Below are 18,458 nucleotides of genomic sequence, written 5' to 3' on the forward strand. Positions count from 1 at the left end.
AACCCGAGGTCGGCTACTTCTTGTGGTCGAGCGGCGGGGCGACCTGGGCCGTGGAGCCCGGGACCTCGGTGGCCTTGGTCGCCTCAGCGGTCTCAGTGGCCTCGATGTCGTCGTCGGTGTCCTCGATCGAGTCCTCGTCGTCTTCGACGTCGGGGCCGACCTTCTCGCGGACGGCCTGACGCAGCCAGCTGGTCTCCACGCCGGGAGCGATCTCGATGCCGATCGTCGCGTCGTCGGAAACGTCGGAGACCGTGCCGTAGAGGCCGGAGGTCGTCATCACCCGGTCGCCGACGGCGAGCGAGTTCTGCAGCTCCTGCTGCTGCGCCACCATCTTCTTCTGCCTGCGCGAGCCGAGGATCAGGGGGATCGCGAGCACCGCCACGAGCAGCAGCGGGAGCAGAGCCTGGTTCATTTCACTCCGTTTCGGGAACGTTCCCCGATGCGGGAAAAGTCCGATTGTTCGGGGTTTGCCTCACCCGAGTGTGCCAGGTGCCAGCCGCTTCATCACAGCTCACACGTGGTCGATCACTCATCGAACAGGGTAGGCCCCGCCTGGCCGAAGGCTTCGATCGGGGCGGGCAGGCCCAGGTGTGTCCACGCCGCCGCGGTCGCCACGCGCCCGCGTGGTGTGCGCGCGAGCATCCCCGCGCGGACCAGGAACGGCTCGCACACCTCTTCGACCGTCGTCGGTTCCTCGCCCACGGCCACCGCGAGGGTCGAGACCCCGACCGGGCCGCCGCCGAAGGACTTCACCAGGGCGCCGAGGACGGCGCGGTCGAGCCGGTCGAGCCCCAGGTCGTCGACGTCGTAGACCTTCAACGCCGCCTGCGCGACCTCGCGGGTGACCGCGCCGTCGACGCGGACCTCGGCGTAGTCACGGACCCGGCGCAACAGCCGGTTCGCGATGCGGGGTGTTCCACGAGAGCGGCCCGCGATCTCCTCGGCGCCGTCCTCGTGCAGGTCGACGCCCAGGATCGTCGCCGAACGGCGCAGCACCCGCTGCAACTCGTGCGGCTCGTAGAACTCCATGTGCGCGGTGAAGCCGAAGCGGTCGCGCAGCGGCCCGGTGAGCGCGCCGGACCGGGTGGTGGCGCCGACCAGGGTGAACGGCGCGATCTCCAGCGGGATGCTGGTGGCGCCGGGGCCCTTGCCGACGACGACATCGACCCGGAAGTCCTCCATCGCCAGGTACAGCATCTCCTCGGCGGGCCGGGCGATGCGGTGGATCTCGTCGATGAACATGACCTCGCCCTCAGCGAGGTTCGACAGCATCGCGGCCAGGTCGCCCGCGCGTTCCAGGGCGGGGCCGGAGGTGATCCGGATCGGCCTGCCCAGCTCCGCGGCGATGATCATGGCGAGGCTGGTCTTGCCGAGCCCGGGCGGGCCGGAGAGCAGCACGTGGTCGGGCGGCGAGCCACGGCGGGTCGCGCCCTGCAGGACCAGGTCGAGCTGCTCACGCACCCGTGGCTGGCCGACGAACTCCGACAGCCGCTTGGGCCGCAGCGTCGCCTCGTCCTCACGTTCCTCCGGTTCGGCGACCGGGGACAGCTGGGACTCCCACTCGTCCATGTCGGGCTCCATCAGCGCTTGCGGCCCAAGGTGGCCAACGCCTTGCGCAACACCGCCGACGTGTCGCTGACGCCGTTCTCCGCGAGGACACCGTCGACAGCCGCTTCGGCCTGCTTGGCGGCGAAGCCGAGACCGACGAGCGCCTCGACGACCGACCCTCGGACCTGGCCCGCGGGCGCGGCCGGCGACTCACCGGCGACGGTGCCGACCTTGTCGCGCAGCTCGATGATCAGCCGCTCCGCGCCCTTGCGGCCGATGCCGGGCACCTGGGTGAGGATGGTGATGTTGCCGTCGGCCAGCGCGGCGCGCAGCTGGTCGGGTTCGAGCACGGCGAGGGTGGCCAGCGCGAGCCGCGGTCCGATGCCGGACACGGTCTGCAGCAGGCGGAACAGGTCGCGCGCCTCGGTGTCGGCGAAGCCGAACAGGGTCAGCGAGTCCTCGCGCACGACCAGGGCGGTGGCCAGCGAGGTCTCCTCGCCGCGGCGCAGCGTCGCCAGGGTGTGTGGGGTGGCCTGCACGGCGAGTCCGACCCCGCCGACCTCGACGACCACGTGGTCGAGCCCGATCGCCGCCACTGTGCCTCGCACCGAGGAGATCACTTCGTCACCGTCCTGATTCGGGTTGCCTTGGCCGCGGCGGCCAGCCTCGCACGGTGCGTGCGGGCGATCTCCGCCGCCCTCGCCTCGGCCTGCGCCATCCGGTCGCGCATCGGCGCGCGCCACAGGTGGCAGATCGCCAGGGCCAGCGCGTCGGCCGCGTCGGCGGGTTTGGGGGCCGTGGTGAGTCCCAGGATCTTGGTGACCATGACGGTGATCTGGGCTTTGTCCGCCCTGCCGGACCCGGTGACGGCGGCCTTGACCTCGCTCGGGGTGTGGAACATGACCGGCAGCCCACGGCGCGCGGCGCTGAGCGCGACCACACCGGCGGCCTGGGCGGTGCCCATGGCGGTGCGGACGTTGTGCTGGCTGAAGACTCGCTCGATGGCGACGACCTCGGGGCGGTGCTCGTCGAGCCATTCCTCGACGCCGTCGGCGACCTTGAGCAGGCGTACCGCGAGGTCGTCGTCGACCGGGGTGCGGATCACGTCGACCGCGACCGCGCGGACCGTTCGCCCGGCGCCGCCGTCGACCACCGCGATGCCGAGGCGGGTCAGGCCCGGGTCGACTCCCAGCACGCGCACAGCCGCCGCTCCCTAGCTCGCTCCTGAACACTCGTTCGAGAGCGTAGGCCGTCAGGGGCGGGCGTCCACGGTCGACACGCGGGCCACGGTGATCGGCTCTTCGATCAACTCCGGGCGCAGCGGGTCGCATTCCGGCTTGAGCCACGGGAGGTGCCGTTCGGCGTCCGGGTCGGTGGCCCAGGCGCGGCAGGTGGTCTCGAGTTTGACCGGGAAGATCGTCAGGCCGCCCTGGTCGTCGATCCGCAGGCGCAGGAATCCCTTGTAGTCCTCGATGCTCTGGCCCGCCATGACCTCGTTGAGGTTGATCCCGAAGCGGCTGGCGATCATCAGGTACACGGCGACCAGCTCGGCGTCGACGAAGCCGACGAGCAGCGGGGTGCCGACCGTGACGATCACCAGCGTCGCCCAGTCGCCGACCAGGCCGTCGGGCAGGACCGAGCTGTAGAGCCAGATGACGACGAACGCCCACGCGATGCTGAGCAGCACGTGCCCCGTCGCGTGCAGGACACCCGCGATCGTCGCGGGCCACCCCCGTTTGGGGTCCTCGATTCTGGCGAACGCCAGCGCGCCGAGGACGAGGCCGAAGCCGACCAGGATCGCCGGGGTCCAGCTCGCGACGAGACCGAAGAAGCCCTCCGGGCCGTGGCTGCCCAGGGTCTGCACGAGTCCATAGAGGACAGCCAGGGTCATGATGGTCTGGAAGATCCCAGTCATGGCCCAGAAACCTGGGTTACGCCAGGGAAGCCGGAAGATCCCGGCGGCGAACCGCTCCGATGTCCAGCGGTCCGGGTAGCGCTCGGCCAGCTCGTAGTCGGCGGGCACCGACGGCTCACGCACGCGTGAGGTCGGCGGCGGCAGGACCAGTTTCTGGGGCAGCTCATGGGTGGCGGCGAGGTAGGCGCCGCCGAGCCCACAGGTGATCCGCTGCCGGTCGCCGCCGTGCTCGGCGTAGCGGACGTAGTGGTGCCTGTCGCCGGAGAGCATGACCCGCACCGACGCGCCCTGTGAGCGGACGATCTCGCGGTCGAAGAACTCGAAGGTGTCGTAGCTCTTGGTGTGGCCGCCGGACCCGGCGTCGACCCAGGCGGGAGCAGAGGTGCAGAGGATGACCCCGTCGCCGGGGCGCAGCTCGGCCGACGCCCGGCGGAAGTACTCCAGCTGCGGTGCGTCGATGTAGTCGTCGAACTGGGTGTCGATGGCGAAGAGCCACCAGCGGTGCGGCAGCTCGATGGCGAAGTACGACCGGGTCTGCTCGGTATCCCACCCGCCGAAGTTGCGTTTCTGGGCGAAGACGCGGAGGAAGGAGGTGAGGCCGTCGTACCAGTCGTGGTTGCCCGGCAGGGCGAAGAGGGTGGGGGCGTCGCCGTTGAGCGCGGGGAAGGCGGCGCGGTAGACGCCCTTGGTGCGGTCCTCGTAGTTGCGGGTCGACGCGGAGGGGTAGACCTGGTCGCCGCCCATGATCAGCAACCGGCCGCGGGGCAGCTCGTGCCCGTCGATGTCGAGCTTCTCGGCGGCCAGCAGGGTGGCCACGGAGTAGGTGGCGTCGAAACCGTCACCGACGTCGGCGACGAAGTCGATCCAGAGCTCGTCATCGTCGTCGTAGCGGTGGACGGTCGCGGGGAGGCTGCCCTGGAGTTCGCGCTTGTCGGCGTAGGAGCCGAAGATCGTCGCGATCACGGACTGGATGCCGGTGCTGATCAGGACCTTGGGGGCGAGCCAGCGGACCGCGGGCTGCGGTTTGAAGCCGAGTTCGGTCTCGGCGAAGGTTCGGGGGCGGGGACGGGAGCGCGGTGGTGGGGTCATGGGCCTCCTCTCGTGCGGGAAGCCTAGCGAGGTGATCACTATCGGGTGACGGCCGTTCGGTCAATGTTCGGCGAATGGCCTATCGGCCTGTCAGGGACCGTCGATGCCCGGGCGCCAGCTTTCGGGGCGACCGCTCTCGGTGAGGACCGGTTGCCACTGGGCGAATCCGGCGGGGGCGTCGGGGCTCCACGGCCAGTGGCCCTTGGGGGTGGCGACGATGAGTTGCAGCGCCGGGAATTCGCCGGAGGGGTACAGCAGGAACGCGCTGCCCAGGAATTCCGGGTAGTACATGCGGTGGACACGTTCGACGACCACCGGCACGCCGTCGAAGAAGTCGAGGTACGGCAGGCCGGGGAAGAACCGTTCACCCGAGGCGGCGCGGCGGACGTAGAGGTCGATCAGGGGTTGGGCCATGTCCACCGGCAGGCCGATGACGACCGCCTCCGGCGCGCCGAAGCGGCGCCAGGCGCCCACCGAGAAGGCGTAGGGGGCGCCGTTCTCGTCGCCTTCGATCTCGATGACGGCGTGGCCGTCCTCGTCCGCCGTGCGCAGCAGCCACTCGCGCAGGTTGTTGTCTTCGGCGGTGGCGCCGTCCAGGGCCATGCGCACTCCTCGTCGGTGGGGATCGACTCGGGAAACAAAGCGGCCCGGGCAGCGAACCCGCCCGGGCCGTTCAGTTCAGCTTGCCACTCAGGCGTCGACCTCTGCCATGACATCGTCCGAGACATCAAAGTTGGCATACACGTTCTGTACGTCGTCGGAGTCTTCGAGCGCGTCGATCAGTTTGAAGATCTTGCGGGCGCCCTCGGCCTCCAACTCGACCGTCACCGACGGGACGAAGCTCGCGTCCGCCGATTCGTAGTCGTAGCCCGCTTCCTGCAGCGCCTTGCGCACGGCGACGAGGTCGGTGGCCTCGGAGATGATCTCGTAGCTCTCGCCGAGGTCGTTGACCTCTTCGGCGCCCGCGTCGAGGACCGCCATGAGGACGTCGTCCTCGGACAGGCCGTTCTTCGGCAGGACGACGACGCCCTTGCGGTTGAACATGTACGCCACGGAACCCGGGTCGGCCATCGAGCCGCCGTTGCGGGTCATCGCGATGCGCACCTCGCCCGCGGCGCGGTTGCGGTTGTCGGTGAGGCACTCGATCAGCACGGCCACGCCGTTGGGGCCGTAGCCCTCGTACATGATCGTCTGCCAGTCGGCGCCGCCCGCCTCCTCGCCACCGCCGCGCTTGCGGGCGCGTTCGATGTTGTCCTGCGGGACCGAGTTCTTCTTCGCCTTCTGGATCGCGTCGAACAGCGTGGGGTTGCCGTCCGGGTCACCCCCGCCGGTGCGGGCGGCGACCTCGATGTTCTTGATCAGCTTCGCGAAGAGCTTGCCACGCTTGGCGTCGAGGGCGGCCTTCTTGTGCTTGGTTGTCGCCCACTTGGAGTGGCCGCTCATCTCTCCTCCGTCATGATTTCCGAACGATGTCCACGAACAGGCGGTGCACACGGTGGTCGCCGCCCAGTTCCGGGTGGAACGCGGTGGCCAGCACATCGCCCTGCCGAACGGCGACGATCCTACCGGCGGCGGCACCGGCGGCAGGCGTATCCGGAACCGTAGCCAACACCTCGACGGCGGGCGACGCGGACTCCACCCAAGGCGCCCGGATGAACACGGCGTGCATCGGTCCGCCGTCGATCCCGGCGACGTCGAGGTCCTCCTCGAAGGAGTCGACCTGCCTGCCGAAGGCGTTGCGGCGCACGATCATGTCGAGCCCGCCGAGCTGGTGCTGGTCGGGTCGGCCGTCGAGGACCTTCTCGGCGAGCAGGATCATCCCGGCGCACGAGCCGTAGGTCGGCATGCCCTCCGCGATGCGGACGCGCAGCGGCTCGAGGAGTTCGAAGGTCTCCAGCAGGCGGGAGATCGTGGTGGACTCCCCACCGGGCAGCACGAGACCGTCGACCTCGGCCAACTCCGACTGCCTGCGCACAGAGATCACCCGGGCGCCGCCCTCGGTCAGGGCGGCGGTGTGTTCCCGAACGTCGCCCTGCAGCGCGAGGACACCGATCAGCGGACGGTCAACGGACATCGAACCCTCTCCCACGTGTGGTTTTCCAGCTTAGTCTCACGCCACTCCGGCGAGCCGGAGCAGCGCGGCGGTCGCGGCCGCGGCGGCCACGACGACGACGAACGGCGCTTTGCGCCAGGCGAGCACGCCACCCACCAGGACCCCCGCGGGCAGTGCCCAGCCCGCGAAGGACGGCCCCTTGGCCAGCGACGAGGTCGCGACCAGGGCGACGAGCAGAACGATCGCCGAGGTGGAGAGCAACTCGCGGAGGTGCTCGGGCATGGTGACCCGCTCGCGCAGCATGACGCCGCCGAAGCGGAACGCGAAGGTGCCCAGGGCGAGCACGAGAATCGGGATCAGCGTCATACCGTCACCTGACCTTGTCGAGACGGGACAGCGGGCGCGGCACAGCAGTCGACGCGGTGACTCCGCTTGCTCCCGCGGCGATGGAAGACGGCACGGCGGCCGGGCCAGTCCGCCCAGCGATCACCCGAACACCGCCGCCCTCTGCCGGACCAGCGAACTCGGTTGCCGGACGGGAGAACTCGGTTGCCGGACGGGAGAACTCGGCTGCCGGAAGGGGCAACTCGCCTACCGGAAGGGGGAACTCGGTTGCCGGAAGGGGCGACTCGGTTGCCGGAAGGGGGAACTCGGTTGCGAGAAGGGGCGACTCGGTTGCGGGAAGGGGCGACTCGCGAGTCGCTGGGGGTGCGGTGAGGCGAAGCGGCGCGGCGGTCATGCGGGCACCTCCACTTTCTTCCGTCGCGGCACCGCGAGCAGGCCGAGCAGCGACAGCAGGACCGGCACACCGGCGGGCAGGAACGGTGTGGTGGCCAGGGCGATCGCCGCGCCGAGCAGCGCGGGCCGCAGCGTGCCGCTGTCCTTGAGCGCGGGCAGGACCAGCGCGAGCATCACCGCGGGGAACACCGCGTCGAGGCCGAGCACGCCGGGGTCGCTGACGAGCTGACCGGCGAGCGCACCGCCGAGCACGCCCGCGTTCCAGGCGATGAACAGCGTGCCACTGCAGGCCCAGTAGGCCGCCCGAGCGCGGCGGGCGTCGGACTGGGCCAACGCGAACGCCACCGACTCGTCGACCAGCAGGTGGCTCCCCACGATCCGCGCGGGCCAACTCCGACCGATGAGGTCGCCGACCGCCAGGCCGAACGGCAGATGGCGGGCGTTGAGGATGAGACCGCCGAGGACCGCCGCGAGTGGACCCCCACCCGACGCGACCACGCCGACCGCGAGGTACTGCGAACCACCGGCGAAGATCAGGACCGACATCGCCACGGGCACCCACACCGGCGTCCCCGCGGCGACCGAGATGGCACCGAAGGACGCGCCGTTGACCGCCGCCGCCAGGGCGATCGCCAGCACGCCGCGCCACAGCTCGGCATCGAGTGTTCGCCATATCGAACGCATGTGTCTTATCCTGAACATACGCGACGTGTTCGTCAAGGCGAACACGACGACCGTCACACCGAACGGAGAGAGATGGAGCAGCGCGGCGCGCCGTTGGAGGTCATCGCCTACTCGCTGCGGCGGGAGCGGGAGCGGATCGGCCTGTCCCTGTCGGAGCTGGCCAAACGCGCGGGCATCGCCAAGTCCACGCTGTCGCAGCTCGAAGCGGGTGCGGGCAACCCCAGCGTCGAGACCCTGTGGGCACTCGGCGTGGCGCTCGACGTCCCGTTCAGCAGGCTGGTCGAGCCGCCCAAGCCGAAGGTCCAGGTGATCCGGGCGGGCGAAGGGCCGATTGTCTACTCCGAGCGTGCGGACTACACGGCGACGCTGCTGGCGTCCTGTCCCCCGCACGCGCGGCGCGACATCTACCTGATCACCGCCGAACCGGGCGGCAAGCGCGAGTCCGACCCGCACATGCCGGGCGTCATCGAGCACGTCGTGATCGCCTCGGGCCGGGCCCTGGTCGGCCTGACCGACGAGCCGATCGACATCGGACCCGGGGACTACATCGCCTATCCGGGTGATCTTCCGCATGTGTTCGAAGCCCTCGAAGCGGGCACGACGGCCTGCATGGTCTCCGAGCACGTGTGACGGGTGGCCCGATCTCCGGGCCACCCGCCGACGGAGATCACCAGCCGCGCTGGGCCAGGCGGTGCGGCTCCGGAACTTCCTCGACGTTGATGCCGACCATGGCCTCGCCCAGACCGCGGGAGACCTTGGCGATCACGTCGGGGTCGTCGTGGAAGGTGGTGGCCTTCACGATGGCCTCGGCGCGCTGGGCCGGGTTGCCGGACTTGAAGATGCCGGAGCCGACGAACACGCCCTCGGCGCCGAGCTGCATCATCATCGCGGCGTCGGCCGGGGTGGCGATGCCGCCCGCGGTGAACAGCACGACCGGCAGCTTGCCCGCCTGGGCGACCTCGCGGACCAGCTCGTACGGCGCCTGCAGTTCCTTGGCCGCGACGTAGAGCTCGTCCTCGGCCAGGTTCTGCAGGCGGCGGATCTCGCCGAGGATCTTGCGCATGTGGGTGGTGGCGTTGGAGACGTCGCCGGTGCCCGCCTCGCCCTTGGAGCGGATCATCGCCGCGCCCTCGGTGATGCGGCGCAGGGCCTCGCCCAGGTTGGTCGCGCCACAGACGAAGGGCACGGTGAACTGCCACTTGTCGATGTGGTTGGCGTAGTCGGCCGGGGTGAGCACCTCGGACTCGTCGATGTAGTCGACACCGAGCGACTGCAGCACGCGGGCCTCGACGAAGTGGCCGATGCGGGCCTTGGCCATGACCGGGATCGAGACGGCCTCGATGATGCCGTCGATCAGGTCGGGGTCGCTCATCCGGGCCACGCCGCCCTGCGCGCGGATGTCGGCCGGGACGCGCTCGAGCGCCATGACGGCCACGGCGCCCGCGTCCTCGGCGATCTTGGCCTGCTTGGCGTCGACCACGTCCATGATCACGCCGCCCTTGAGCATCTCGGCCATACCGCGCTTCACGCGGGTGGTGCCGGTCTCGGCGACGGGAGTGGTGGTCTGTGCGTCGGACACGATGTGGGGCCTTTCGAACGTCGGAGCTGGTGCTTTACCCAGACTACGTCCGATGTGGCCCGCTCCCACATGCCAATCCCAGGCGATCTCGAAAGGCCACTTTCGCCCGCATGGCTGGCCAGTGGCCACATGGGGTTGTCCCGACCGGAGAACAGGTGTGAGATCGAACACAAAGTGCCGATCGGGAGCCCCGGCGGCTCCCCGACGAGTGGGAGGTGGGCGACATGGGAAGCAAGCACTCCGAGAACGGCCAAGCCGAGTCAGGTGTCGCGGCGGACGACCCGGCCAAGGTGCGCAACATCGTCCTCGTCGGTCCATCCGGCTCGGGCAAGACGACACTGACCGAGGCGCTGCTGACCGCGACCGGCGTGCTGCCGCGCGCGGGCTCGGTCACCGAGGGGACGACGGTGTGCGACCACGACCCGGCCGCGGTGCGCCAGCAGCGCTCGGTGGGCCTGGCGGTGGCGCCGTTCCTGCACGAGGGCATCAAGGTCAACCTGATCGACACCCCGGGATACGCCGACTTCGTCGGTGAGCTGCGCGCCGGTCTGCGCGCCGCCGACGCCGCCCTGTTCGTGGTGTGCGCGGCCGAGGGTGTGGACGCGGCCACCACCACGCTGTGGGCCGAGTGCGCCGCCGTCGGCATGCCGCGCGCTGTCGTGATCGCGCGCCTCGACCACCCGCGGGCGGACTTCGACGGCGAGTTGGCGCTGTGTCAGGCCGCGTTCGGCCCCAATGTCCTGCCGCTGTATTTGCCCACCGGCGACGACGGCCTGGTCGGGCTGATCACCCAGCGGGTGTTCGACGGCCACCCGCCCGCGGTCCGCGACGCCACCCAGGCCGAGCTCGAACAGGTCGCCGACGCCCGCGACGCGCTGCTCGAAGGGATCATCGCCGAGAGCGAGGACGAGTCCCTGATGGACCGCTACCTCGCGGGCGAGCCGATCGACACCGACACGATCATCGCCGACTTGGAGACCGCCGTCGCCCGCGGCTCGTTTCATCCGGTGATCCCGTTCTGCGCCTATACCGGCGTCGGTATCCAACCCCTGCTTGAGGCTCTGACCAGGGCGTTCCCGTCGCCGCTCGAGCACCCGGTGCCGATGGTCACCGACCCGCATGGCAAGCCGCACGCTCCCCTGACCGCCGACCCGAACGGCCCGCTGGCCGCCGAGGTCGTCCGCACGGCCGTCGACTCCTACGTCGGCCGGGTGTCGCTGGTGCGGGTCTTCTCCGGCACGCTGCGCCCCGAGCGCCAGATTCACGTGTCCGGGCACGGCCTCGCCGACCGCGGCCACGACGACCACGACGTCGATGAACGCGTCGCCCACATCTACTCACCGCTCGGCGCGGGCCTCCGCGAAGTCCCCTACTGCGTCGCGGGCGACCTGTGCGCGCTGACGAAGGTCGGCTCGGCGGAGACCGGCGACACGGTGTCGGCGCCGGAGGACCCGATCCTGATGCGGCCATGGCAGATGCCGGAACCGCTGCTGCCGGTGGCGGTGATCGCGAAGACCCGCAGCGACGAGGATGCCTTGGCGCGCAACCTGTCCAGGTTGGTCGCCGGTGATCCGACGCTGCGGATGGACCGCAACCCGGAGACCCACCAGCTGGTGCTGTGGTGCATGGGCGAGGCACACGCGGACGTCGTCCTGGCCCGGCTGCGCGCGGGCGGCGCGGACGTGGAGACCGAGCCGGTGAAGGTGTCGCTGCGGGAGACGTTCGCCGGGCCTTCGCGGGGACACGGGCGGCATGTGAAGCAGTCCGGCGGGCACGGGCAGTACGCCGTGTGCGACATCGAGGTCGAGCCGCTGCCCACGGGGTCAGGGTTCGAGTTCGTGGACAAGGTGGTGGGTGGGGCGGTGCCGCACCAGTTCATCTCGTCGGTGGAGAAGGGCGTGCGGGCTCAGCTGGCCCGTGGCGTGCAAGGGCATCCGATGGTGGACATCCGGGTGACGCTGGTCGACGGCAAGGCGCACAGCGTGGACTCCTCGGATGCGGCTTTCCAGATGGCCGGGTCGCTGGCGTTGAAGGACGCCGCGTCGAACGGGCGGATCTCGCTGCTGGAGCCGGTGGACACGGTGGAGATCCGGTTGCCGGACGAGCACCTGGGCACCGTGCTCGGCGACCTGTCGTCGCGGCGCGGCCGGGTCCTGGGCACGGAGTCGGACAGCGACGGGTACACGGTGATCCATTCCGAGGTGCCTGCCGCCGCTCTGCCCCGGTACCTGATCGAGCTGCGGTCGATGACGTCCGGCTCGGCCTCGTTCAGCCGGGGATTCGCGCGGTTCGACCCGGTGCCGGAGTCGCTGACGGCGCAGTTCGCCTGATCAGCGGACCGCGCGGAGCGTGCCGTCCCAGGTCGTCGCCGTCGGGAGGAGTTCGGCCAGCTGGACCGGGTACACGGTTTCCCCGGTCGCCTTGAGGTCCGTTGTGGACCACCAGCGGTGTTCGCCGATGGTGCGGGCCTCGAGGTCGGTGAATCCGACGGTGTCGATCTTCGCGTCTTCAGGCAGCCGCGCGAGGAAGAACCATTCCTCGCCGTCGTAGTTGCGGCCCTCGAAGCTGAACGCCACCCGCCTGCGCCACAGCGGGCCTTCCAGGACGTCCGGTTCGAGCTTGACCCCGGTCTCCTCGAACAGCTCCCGGGCCGCCGCCGTGCGCAGGTCCTCCCCCGGCTCGACGCCGCCGCCCGCGGTGAACCAGAACTTGTCCTCGGCGCGGTCGGGGTCGTGCCCGTGGAACAGCAGCACCCGGTCCTGGTCGTCCAGCAGGATCACCCGCGCTGACGGGCGCGGCCTGGGGAACTCGTCGAGGGTCGGTTCGGCGATCTCCAGGTAACCGGGCTCCGGTGCGGTGCCCGCGAGCTTGAACCACCGCACGACTCGCCGTCTGCGTTGGGTCAGGGTGTCCCGGACGGCGTCGCCGTGGACGCGGCGGGCGATGACCATGCGGTGTTCGGCGTCGATCAGTTCGGCGGCCAGGGCCAGGGCCAAGGCGGGACGGTCGACTTCGGCGAGGACCCTGGTGAGTTCGTTCTCGGCGGTCTCACGGTCGGCGCGGGCGGCCCGTTCGGCGCGTTCGGCCACCACCCGCAGGCGGTCGCCGAGGTCGTGGTCGACGACGCCGGACACCGCGCGGGCGACCACCGCTCTGCGCGCGAGGGCGGCGTCGAGGGCAGCCCAGGCCGCGTCGGTGCGCACGTGCAGCCGGTCCAGGCGGTTGGCGGTGCCGACGAACCAGACGCCGATGACGACGACCAGCGACAGCACCACGACCAGCGTGGTGAGTTCCCAGCCGGTCATGACACCTCGCCGACCTGCCGTGGGTTCGCCGCGACAGCCTGCTCATAGACCCGCAGGACCTGGTTCGCCACGACCGACCAGTCGAACGCGGCCACCCGCCGCTCCCCCTCGGCCACCAGCGACGCCCGCCGCGACGGGTCGGTCAGGACCGAGCGGAGGCCGTCGGCCAGGGACACGGGGTCGTTGACGGCGGTGAGCACCCCGGCCCGGCCGTCGTCGAGGACGCGGCGGAAGGCGTCGAGGTCGCTGGCGACCACGGCCGTCTCGGCGGACATCGCCTCGGTGAGGATGATGCCGAAGCTCTCGCCACCGGTGTTCGGCGCGCAGTACACGTCGACGCTGCGCAGCGCGCGGGCCTTGGTCTTGTCGTCGACCTGGCCGAGCAGGTCGAGCCTGCCCGCCAGCTCCGGACCGGCCATCCGGCGCAGTTCATCCTCGTCGCCGCGCCCCACCACGAGCAGCCGCACGTCCGGCAAATCCAAGTGCCGCATGGCATCGAGCAGCACCGGCATGCCCTTGCGCGGCTCGGTGTAGCGGCCGACGAAGCCGATCGTGCCGCCCGCGCGCGGGTACCCGTCGAGCGGCTCGGCGTCGCGGAAGAAGGCGACGTCGACGCCGTTGGGGATCTCCACCGCGTCGCCGCCGAGGTGCTCCACCTGCACCCGCCGGGCCAGGGCCGACACGGCGATGCGCGCGGTGATCTTCTCCAGGAACGGCTGGAGCACCCCTTGGAACGCGCTGAGCGTGCGCGAGCGCGGGGTCGAAGTGTGGAAGGTCGCCACGATCGGGCCGTCGGCGATCATCAGCGCCAGCATCGCCAGGCTCGGCGCGGTCGGCTCGTGCAGGTGCAGGACGTCGAAGTCGTGGTCGCGGATCCAGCGGCGGACCCGGGCGTAGGACACCGGGCCGAACGACAGCCGGGCCACCGAGCCGTTGTACGGGATGCCGACCGCGCGGCCCGCGGGCCGGACGAACTCGGGCAGCGGCGTGTCCTCGTCGGCGGGGGCCAGCACGTCGACCTCGTGGCCGAGGCCACGCAGCGCCCTGGCCAGGTCCACGACGTGGGCCTGCACTCCTCCGGGTACCTCGAAGGAGTACGGGCAGACAATCCCGATTCTCAACTGACGGTCCTCACCAGGTGTGGATCTATTCGCGCAGCGCTTCCTGGCGGGTGGCCGAGAGGTCGGCGACCCACAGTTTCTGCAGCATGTGCCAGTCTGCGGGATGCGCGGCGATATCGGCGGCCAAAACGTCGGCGAGGGCCTGCGTGGCGGCTTGGACGCCGTCGGCGCCGCTGACCCGGATCGGCGGGTGCAGCCGCAGCCCCCAGCCGTCCTCGGTGAACCACAGGCCCGCCGGGATCAGCGCCGCCCCGGTCTTGGCGGCCAGGTACGCCGGGCCCGCCGGCATCCGGGTCCGCTCGCCGAAGAAGGTCACCGGGACACCGGACGGGGTCAGGTCGCGGTCGGCGAGCAGGCAGACGATCCCGTTGGCGCGCAAGCGTTCCGCGAGCACCTCCGACGGCGCCCGGTCGCCGCCGGACGCGGCGAGGATCTCGAAGCCGAGCGACTCGCGGAACGCGACGAACCGGTTGTAGAGCGACTCGGGCTTGAGCCGTTCGGCGACCGTAGCGAACTTGCCGTGCCTGCCGACGAGCCACACGCCCGCCGCGTCCCAGTTGCCCGAGTGCGGCAGCGCCAGGATCACGCCGTTGCCCTCGGCGAGGGCGGCGTCGAGGTTCTCCCGGCCGGTCATGTCAGCGTCGATCACGCGGTGGACCTCGGTGTGGTCCATCGACGGCAGCCGGAACGCCTCCATCCAGTACCGCGCGTACGAGCGCAGCGCCTGGCGGACCAGTTCATCGAGCTCCGACGGGCCTGCCTGCGGCACGACCCTGGCCAGGTTGGCCCGCAGCTGCCGGGTGCCCGGCCCCTCGCGGCGGGCGGCGAGGTCGGCGCCGAAGCGGAACAGCCCGCGCGCGACCCCCTCGGGCAGGACGCGGACCAGCCGCCATCCCGCGGCATAGCCCCAGTCCGCGAGGCGGTGGCCGAAACTCATGCGCTCTCCTCCTTGGCCGCGCGGCGCACCGCGAGCAGCCGCTGGGTGACCGTCGCGACGGACCCCACGGCCAGCAGCCACAGTGCGACGGGCAGCGCGTACGGGACGCCGAGACCCGCGAGAAGGGCCCCGAGCAGGGTGATGATCAGCCGCTCGGCGCGCTCGACGAACCCGCCGTCGGCACTGAGCCCGGTCGCCTCGGCGCGGGCCTTCACGTAGGAGATGACCTGGCCGGACACCAGGCAGATCAACGCGGCCGCGGCTGAGGAACGGTCACCGCCGGAGAAGGCGTACCAGGCGATCGCGCTGAACAGGGCGCCGTCGGCGATCCGGTCGCAGGTCGCGTCGAGCACGGTCCCGAACCGGGTACCACCGCCCTGCGCCCTGGCCATCGCGCCGTCGAAAAGGTCGAAGAGGACGAACACGGTGACGACGAGGGCACCCGCGACCAGGTGCCCGGTCGAGAACAGCCAGAGCGAGGCGGCCACCGCGCCCGCCGTGCCGATGAGGGTGACGGCGTCGGGGGTGAGACCGATCCGGAGCAGCCACCCGCCGATGGGATCGGTGACGCGCGAAACCGAGGCGCGAGCGAAGATGTTCAGCATGAGGGCGTCGGTTGCACCTAACAGAAGGACGACGTGGCCCAGGCAGCCTACTTGTCCGCCTCCCCGGAATTTTGACTTGGGGTTGAGTACCAGCTGATGGTGCGGGTGGGTGGGTAACCGTGGTGGACTTGCGTCACGGTCCCCTTAGGTGACTGTTGGGTGCGCTTGGTGAGTTTCAGCGCACGCGTCTAGCAGTCGGTTTCTCGGCAGCCTGGGAGTTGTTTGTCTGGGTCCAAGCCTTCCAGGACAGCCTTGCTGATCTCGCCCAAGACCTTTACCTGTTCCGGGGTCAGGCGGTCGAAGAGTTTCTCGCGGACGGCCGTGACGTGGCCGGGGGCGGCGGCGGCCAGGGCGGCGAAGCCGTCGTCGGTGAGGACGGCGAGGGAGCCGCGCTTGTCGGTCGGGCATTCCTGCCTGCGCACCCAACCCGCGTGCTCCAGCCGGGCGACCGCGTGCGACAGCCTGCTGCGTGACGAGCCGCGCAGGCCCGCGAGTTCGCTCATCCGCATCGACCGGTCGGGCGCGTGGGACAGGACCACGAGGATCTCGTAGTACGTGTACGGCATGTCGGAGTCGCGCTGGAGTTGGCGGTCCAGCTGATCGTTGAGTGCGCCGCTCATGGTGATGAAGGCGCGCCAAACCTCCTGTTCACCGTCGTCCAGCCAGCGCGTGTCGTCCGTCATGTCTCACATCCTACCTCATAGTTGAACCCTCAACGGTTCTCGTGTAGGGTCTGCGATTGAGAGTTCAACTACTCAAAGTTCAACTGTTGCTTGCTCAACGAACTCAGGAGACGATCCGCATGACCACCACCGCCAGCCTCACCGAGATCCCCGGTTTCATCGCGGGCACCTGGGACATCGACGCGTCGCACTCCGATGTCGCCTTCACCGTGCGCCACCTGGTCATCACCAAGGTCCGCGGCCGCTTCGACGACGTGACCGGCACCATCGTCACCACCGACGACCTGGCCACCGCGGGCGTCGACGTCGTCATCGGCCTGAACAGCATCAACACCAACAGCGAGCAGCGTGACGGGCACCTGAAGTCGGCCGACTTCTTCGAGACCGAGACCTACCCGGAGATGACCTACAAGGCGACCGGCGTCCGCCCGGCGGGCGACAAGTTCGTCCTCGACGGCGAGCTGTCCCTCAAGGGCGTCACGAAGACCGTGCCGGTGACCTTCGAGCTCAACGGCTTCTCCCCCGACCCGTGGGGCGGCACCCGCATCGGCCTGTCCGGCGACGCGTCGATCAACCGCAAGGACTTCGGGGTGAACTTCGAGGGCGTGCAGAACGGTCTCGCCGTGGTCGCCGACAAGATCGACATCCACCTCGAGATCGAGGCCGTGCTGCGTCAGGGCTGAGCCCAGGCCTCAGCGAGCAGAGCGCGGGTTTCGCCGAGCAGCTGCGGCAACACCTTGGTGTGACCGACGACCGGCATGAAGTTGGCGTCGCCGCCCCAGCGCGGCACCAGGTGTTGATGCAGGTGAGCGGCGATACCCGCGCCCGCGACCACCCCCTGGTTCATCCCGATGTTGAACCCGTGCGGCGCCGCCACCCGCCGCGCGACCCGCATGGCCCGCTGGGTGAACTCGCCCAGTTCGACGGTCTCGGGCGCGGTCAGCTCCGTGTAGTCGGCGACGTGCCGGTACGGGACGACCATGAGGTGGCCGGGGTTGTACGGGTAGAGGTTCAGCACCGCGTAGACCAGCTCACCGCGCGCGATGATCAGCGCGTCGGCGTCGTCGAGGTCGACCAGCCCGCAGAACGGGCAGCCGTCCTCCTCGTCGTGCTCGGGCTTGTTCTCGCCGCGGATGTAGGCCATCCGGTGCGGCGTCCACAGCCGTTGGAGCGCGTCCGGCACCCCCACCCCGTTCTGGGCGACGAGCTCGGGCTCTCCGGAGCCAACGGCAGCGGCCATGTCCACGATCCTAGTGGCGGCCAGTTCTCCCGGATTGGCCATGGTCGCGACCCGGGCGGCTGCATAGGGTCGGGCGGGTGACCTTGCTGATCAAATCCCCCGCCGACGTCGAGCGCCTGCGCGCGGTCAGCGGCGAGTACCGCGTCCTGCTCTCCGGTGCCGACACCGGCGGCAGGCTGGCGGTCGTCGAACAGATCCTCCCGCCAGGCGCGCTCGGCGCTGCCCCGCATGTGCACCACGGGCACGAGGAGGACTTCATGGTCACCTCGGGCGCGATCACCTTCGACACCGCGACCGACGCCCGCGTGGTCGCCGCCGGTGGCGTGGTGTCGGTCCCCCGAGGCGCCGCCCACGGCTTCCGCAACGACACGTCTGAGGTCGCACGGTGCATCGTGACTTTCACGCCCGCCGGGTATGAGGACTACTTCCGGCTGATCGACGAACTGGTCCGGGCTGGTACGTCCCCCGACGCCGACACCCTTGCGCGATTGCGGGCGCGGTTCGCGACCGAGTCAGCGACTCGCTAGTGCCCGAATGTAGGCGTTGGCTTCGGAGCGGAACATGAGGACCGTTCCCACGATCGCGGCTGCGGCGACGATGGTGATCGCTATGAGCTCGATTCCCGGGCCTGTTCCGACGAAGGTGCTCGCGGCGAGGTAGAGGAGGAGGGCGGCGATGAGGGCCAGCACGATTCTTGGGCCGCGCCAGCCTTTTCGGAGATTGCCCGCGCAGAGGACGATCACTATGCCGACGAAGAAGACCACGCCGTGGCTGGGGACGGGGTTGGTGTTGAGGATGATGGTGATCAGGACGAAGAGCAGGAGCGAGATGCCTAGGGTGAGCCAGACGGCGTAGGCCTGGTCGAGGCACTTCGGTCGCTCGTGATCCATGGGGCGATGGTATCGATTGTTGGTGGTTTCGGCGTTTTGAGCGACCCGTTTGGGTGGTCTGCTTGCCGTGG

The 18,458-nt window shown here is 70.1% G+C and carries 22 protein-coding genes; 4 read left to right on the forward strand and 18 right to left on the reverse strand.

Features of this window, described 5'->3' with window-relative positions:
* Nucleotides 1-13 precede the first annotated feature (13 nt).
* From yajC to C8E96_RS30975, 10 genes are all read right to left on the reverse strand, one after another.
* Nucleotides 14-412 (reverse strand): preprotein translocase subunit YajC, encoded by a 399-nt coding sequence (gene yajC, locus C8E96_RS30930; protein ID WP_091380894.1) that lies wholly within the window; start codon nt 410-412, stop codon nt 14-16.
* A 113-nt stretch (nt 413-525) separates the two neighbouring features.
* Nucleotides 526-1,581, reverse strand: coding sequence for a Holliday junction branch migration DNA helicase RuvB (gene ruvB, locus C8E96_RS30935; protein ID WP_091380897.1), 1,056 nt, complete (start codon nt 1,579-1,581; stop codon nt 526-528).
* Nucleotides 1,581-2,168: a Holliday junction branch migration protein RuvA gene (gene ruvA / locus C8E96_RS30940; RefSeq protein ID WP_091380900.1), complete on the reverse strand. Its 588-nt coding sequence runs from the start codon at nt 2,166-2,168 to the stop codon at nt 1,581-1,583. Before ruvA ends, ruvB begins: the two co-directional genes overlap by 1 nt.
* Nucleotides 2,165-2,749: a crossover junction endodeoxyribonuclease RuvC gene (gene ruvC, locus C8E96_RS30945; protein ID WP_166658175.1), complete on the reverse strand. Its 585-nt coding sequence runs from the start codon at nt 2,747-2,749 to the stop codon at nt 2,165-2,167. The genes ruvA and ruvC overlap by 4 nt, the downstream gene beginning before the upstream one ends.
* Nucleotides 2,750-2,800: 51 nt before the next feature.
* Entirely contained in the window at nt 2,801-4,552 is a 1,752-nt protein-coding gene (locus C8E96_RS30950) for a metallophosphoesterase family protein (protein WP_091380903.1), read from the reverse strand.
* Between the two features lie 90 nt (nt 4,553-4,642).
* Nucleotides 4,643-5,155, reverse strand: coding sequence for a DUF4262 domain-containing protein (locus C8E96_RS30955; RefSeq protein ID WP_091380906.1), 513 nt, complete (start codon nt 5,153-5,155; stop codon nt 4,643-4,645).
* 87 nt (nt 5,156-5,242) lie between these two features.
* Nucleotides 5,243-5,995: a YebC/PmpR family DNA-binding transcriptional regulator gene (locus tag C8E96_RS30960; protein ID WP_091380909.1), complete on the reverse strand. Its 753-nt coding sequence runs from the start codon at nt 5,993-5,995 to the stop codon at nt 5,243-5,245.
* Between the two features lie 10 nt (nt 5,996-6,005).
* Nucleotides 6,006-6,626, reverse strand: coding sequence for a pyridoxal 5'-phosphate synthase glutaminase subunit PdxT (pdxT, locus tag C8E96_RS30965; protein WP_091380914.1), 621 nt, complete (start codon nt 6,624-6,626; stop codon nt 6,006-6,008).
* A 36-nt stretch (nt 6,627-6,662) separates the two neighbouring features.
* Nucleotides 6,663-6,971 (reverse strand): AzlD domain-containing protein, encoded by a 309-nt coding sequence (locus C8E96_RS30970; RefSeq protein ID WP_091380917.1) that lies wholly within the window; start codon nt 6,969-6,971, stop codon nt 6,663-6,665.
* 369 nt (nt 6,972-7,340) lie between these two features.
* Complete coding sequence (locus tag C8E96_RS30975) at nt 7,341-8,027, reverse strand: AzlC family ABC transporter permease (RefSeq protein ID WP_091380920.1); 687 nt, start codon at nt 8,025-8,027, stop codon at nt 7,341-7,343.
* Nucleotides 8,028-8,099: 72 nt separating this feature from the next.
* Here C8E96_RS30975 and C8E96_RS30980 point away from each other — a divergent pair, with 72 nt between their 5' ends.
* Nucleotides 8,100-8,657 carry a helix-turn-helix domain-containing protein gene (locus C8E96_RS30980; RefSeq protein ID WP_091380923.1) on the forward strand — a complete coding sequence of 186 codons (558 nt, stop codon included), beginning with the start codon at nt 8,100-8,102 and terminating at the stop codon, nt 8,655-8,657.
* 37 nt (nt 8,658-8,694) lie between these two features.
* Here the strand turns inward: C8E96_RS30980 and pdxS are convergent, their stop codons facing one another.
* The gene (gene pdxS / locus C8E96_RS30985) at nt 8,695-9,606 is read right to left on the reverse strand and encodes a pyridoxal 5'-phosphate synthase lyase subunit PdxS (protein WP_091380926.1); all 912 of its coding nucleotides are present in this window, start codon (nt 9,604-9,606) and stop codon (nt 8,695-8,697) included.
* A 224-nt stretch (nt 9,607-9,830) separates the two neighbouring features.
* Here pdxS and C8E96_RS30990 point away from each other — a divergent pair, with 224 nt between their 5' ends.
* Entirely contained in the window at nt 9,831-11,936 is a 2,106-nt protein-coding gene (locus C8E96_RS30990; RefSeq protein WP_091381417.1) for an elongation factor G-like protein EF-G2, read from the forward strand.
* Here the strand turns inward: C8E96_RS30990 and C8E96_RS30995 are convergent, their stop codons facing one another.
* The 5 genes from C8E96_RS30995 to C8E96_RS31015 form a co-directional block, all read right to left on the reverse strand.
* A complete protein-coding gene (locus C8E96_RS30995) occupies nt 11,937-12,911 on the reverse strand; it encodes an NUDIX hydrolase (protein WP_091380929.1) in 975 nt (324 codons plus the stop codon).
* Nucleotides 12,908-14,032 carry a glycosyltransferase family 4 protein gene (locus C8E96_RS31000; protein WP_091380932.1) on the reverse strand — a complete coding sequence of 375 codons (1,125 nt, stop codon included), beginning with the start codon at nt 14,030-14,032 and terminating at the stop codon, nt 12,908-12,910. The genes C8E96_RS30995 and C8E96_RS31000 overlap by 4 nt, the downstream gene beginning before the upstream one ends.
* A 25-nt stretch (nt 14,033-14,057) precedes the next feature.
* Nucleotides 14,058-14,969: a phosphatidylinositol mannoside acyltransferase gene (locus tag C8E96_RS31005; protein WP_091380936.1), complete on the reverse strand. Its 912-nt coding sequence runs from the start codon at nt 14,967-14,969 to the stop codon at nt 14,058-14,060.
* On the reverse strand, nt 14,966-15,574 hold the full coding sequence (gene pgsA, locus C8E96_RS31010) for a phosphatidylinositol phosphate synthase (protein WP_091380939.1): 609 nt from the start codon (nt 15,572-15,574) through the stop codon (nt 14,966-14,968). The genes C8E96_RS31005 and pgsA overlap by 4 nt, the downstream gene beginning before the upstream one ends.
* A gap of 188 nt (nt 15,575-15,762) precedes the next feature.
* Entirely contained in the window at nt 15,763-16,257 is a 495-nt protein-coding gene (locus C8E96_RS31015) for a MarR family winged helix-turn-helix transcriptional regulator (RefSeq protein WP_091380943.1), read from the reverse strand.
* 119 nt (nt 16,258-16,376) lie between these two features.
* Between C8E96_RS31015 and C8E96_RS31020 the strand changes: the two genes are divergently transcribed.
* Entirely contained in the window at nt 16,377-16,940 is a 564-nt protein-coding gene (locus tag C8E96_RS31020) for a YceI family protein (protein WP_091380946.1), read from the forward strand.
* Here the strand turns inward: C8E96_RS31020 and C8E96_RS31025 are convergent.
* Nucleotides 16,931-17,497 (reverse strand): HIT family protein, encoded by a 567-nt coding sequence (locus C8E96_RS31025; RefSeq protein ID WP_091381419.1) that lies wholly within the window; start codon nt 17,495-17,497, stop codon nt 16,931-16,933. The genes C8E96_RS31020 and C8E96_RS31025 overlap by 10 nt on opposite strands.
* A gap of 77 nt (nt 17,498-17,574) precedes the next feature.
* On the opposite strand from C8E96_RS31025, the gene C8E96_RS31030 reads away from it, so the two are divergent.
* Entirely contained in the window at nt 17,575-18,024 is a 450-nt protein-coding gene (locus C8E96_RS31030) for a cupin domain-containing protein (RefSeq protein ID WP_228770123.1), read from the forward strand.
* On the opposite strand, the gene C8E96_RS31035 is transcribed toward C8E96_RS31030, so the two are convergent.
* Nucleotides 18,010-18,387, reverse strand: coding sequence for a hypothetical protein (locus tag C8E96_RS31035; RefSeq protein ID WP_091380952.1), 378 nt, complete (start codon nt 18,385-18,387; stop codon nt 18,010-18,012). The genes C8E96_RS31030 and C8E96_RS31035 overlap by 15 nt on opposite strands.
* Nucleotides 18,388-18,458: the final 71 nt, after the last annotated feature.

The organism is Actinokineospora alba (assembly GCF_004362515.1).
Lineage (GTDB): Bacteria > Actinomycetota > Actinomycetes > Mycobacteriales > Pseudonocardiaceae > Actinokineospora > Actinokineospora alba.